Annotated in this window: 1 protein-coding gene and 1 pseudogene; both read right to left on the reverse strand. The window is 62.3% G+C overall.

The window, feature by feature from the left end; translation table 11 throughout:
• Positions 1-683, reverse strand: a pseudogene (locus BLU54_RS22990) (prohead protease/major capsid protein fusion protein); the annotation flags it as partial.
• A 39-nt stretch (positions 684-722) separates the two neighbouring features.
• On the reverse strand, positions 723-1,202 hold a 480-nt coding region (locus BLU54_RS22995; RefSeq protein ID WP_139169812.1), incomplete at its 5' end, for a phage portal protein.

Raw genomic sequence — 1,202 nt, forward strand, 5'->3', positions numbered from 1 at the left:
TGATTGGTTGCATCGGGCATTGCAGCTCCTAGGTTGCGTTGTGAGGCACTTGCCTCGCGTTGAGGCCCCGCGCCTCGCTCGACGAATTCGCAGGGATAGAAAATCGGTTCGGCCGGGGAACCGTCGGCGCTGCGGATGACGGCGCCGGCATCGGCGCCGACCGGCACCAGAGAGATTTCCACCGGCTCCCAATCCATCGCCCGGTAGATCCACTCAGTATTGCCTTCGGTACCCGGCGCGATCATCTCGTAGCGGTACACGCGGGCGCCCACCGACACATTGCGCAGAATCTTGTCGCGCACGTCTTGAAAATACGGCTCGACCTCTTCACGCTTCGAAAAGCGTAGGGTGGCGGTGCCGGTGCCCTTCGCCTGGTCCAAATCCGCGCGGTCGACCACACCGAGGACTGAGCCAAGCCCCCAACTGCTATGGCAGTTGAGCAGTGGCGCGGAACCCGACGCGAGGCGATCCATGCGCACCGTGACGCCGGCACCGCCGCCCAGGTCCTCGATGTACATGCGATCACGCGCATAGTCGTACCGGCGAACCTGCGCGCCTGTCGTCCAGGTGCATTCGGCGCTGCGTTGGTCTGCGTCGACAGTCGAGACCGGCATGAGCCGTGTGACCATCTCCGCGCTGTTTGCGTCCGGCCGTCGCGCCGGCGCCTTGCTCGCTTGGGGCATTGCTGACCCTCCAAATGAAAAAGCCCGCTCGCGGCGGGCTTAGGTGTTGGTGGCAGGCGTTCGCCTGTTTGCTGTCCTTGTCTTCGGCGGCGGATCGGTGGCGATCTCGTCGTTCATCGTCTCGACGTCGTAGCCGAGCTGTCGCTGGCCTTCTTGTCGACTGATCAGCCCCGCGTCAATCAAGGCGATGAGCGCCTTAACCTCTTTCAGCGGATCGGTCATTTCGATACGCGGCGCGGTCCAGTCACGAGCGCACACGGCTTTCTTGGTCAAACCGGCAACGTAGGCCACAGAGACGAACCGGTCGGCGACGCAATTAAGGAAGAGTGGAATGAAGATCAACCACTGCTCTTGCTCAACGATCCGCTTGAACTCCATCTTTGCCAATCGCCCACTGGTGAAATTGACCTGCGAGTAGTCGCCGGTGAATTGCTCATAGGTCAAGTCACAGGCGGCGGCTATCGCGCGTAGCTCGATGCGGCAATGCTCCTCGTAGCCGTTACCGGCCATCGGCGCGGC

This window comes from Chitinasiproducens palmae (genome assembly GCF_900095735.1).
GTDB classification, from domain to species: domain Bacteria; phylum Pseudomonadota; class Gammaproteobacteria; order Burkholderiales; family Burkholderiaceae; genus Chitinasiproducens; species Chitinasiproducens palmae.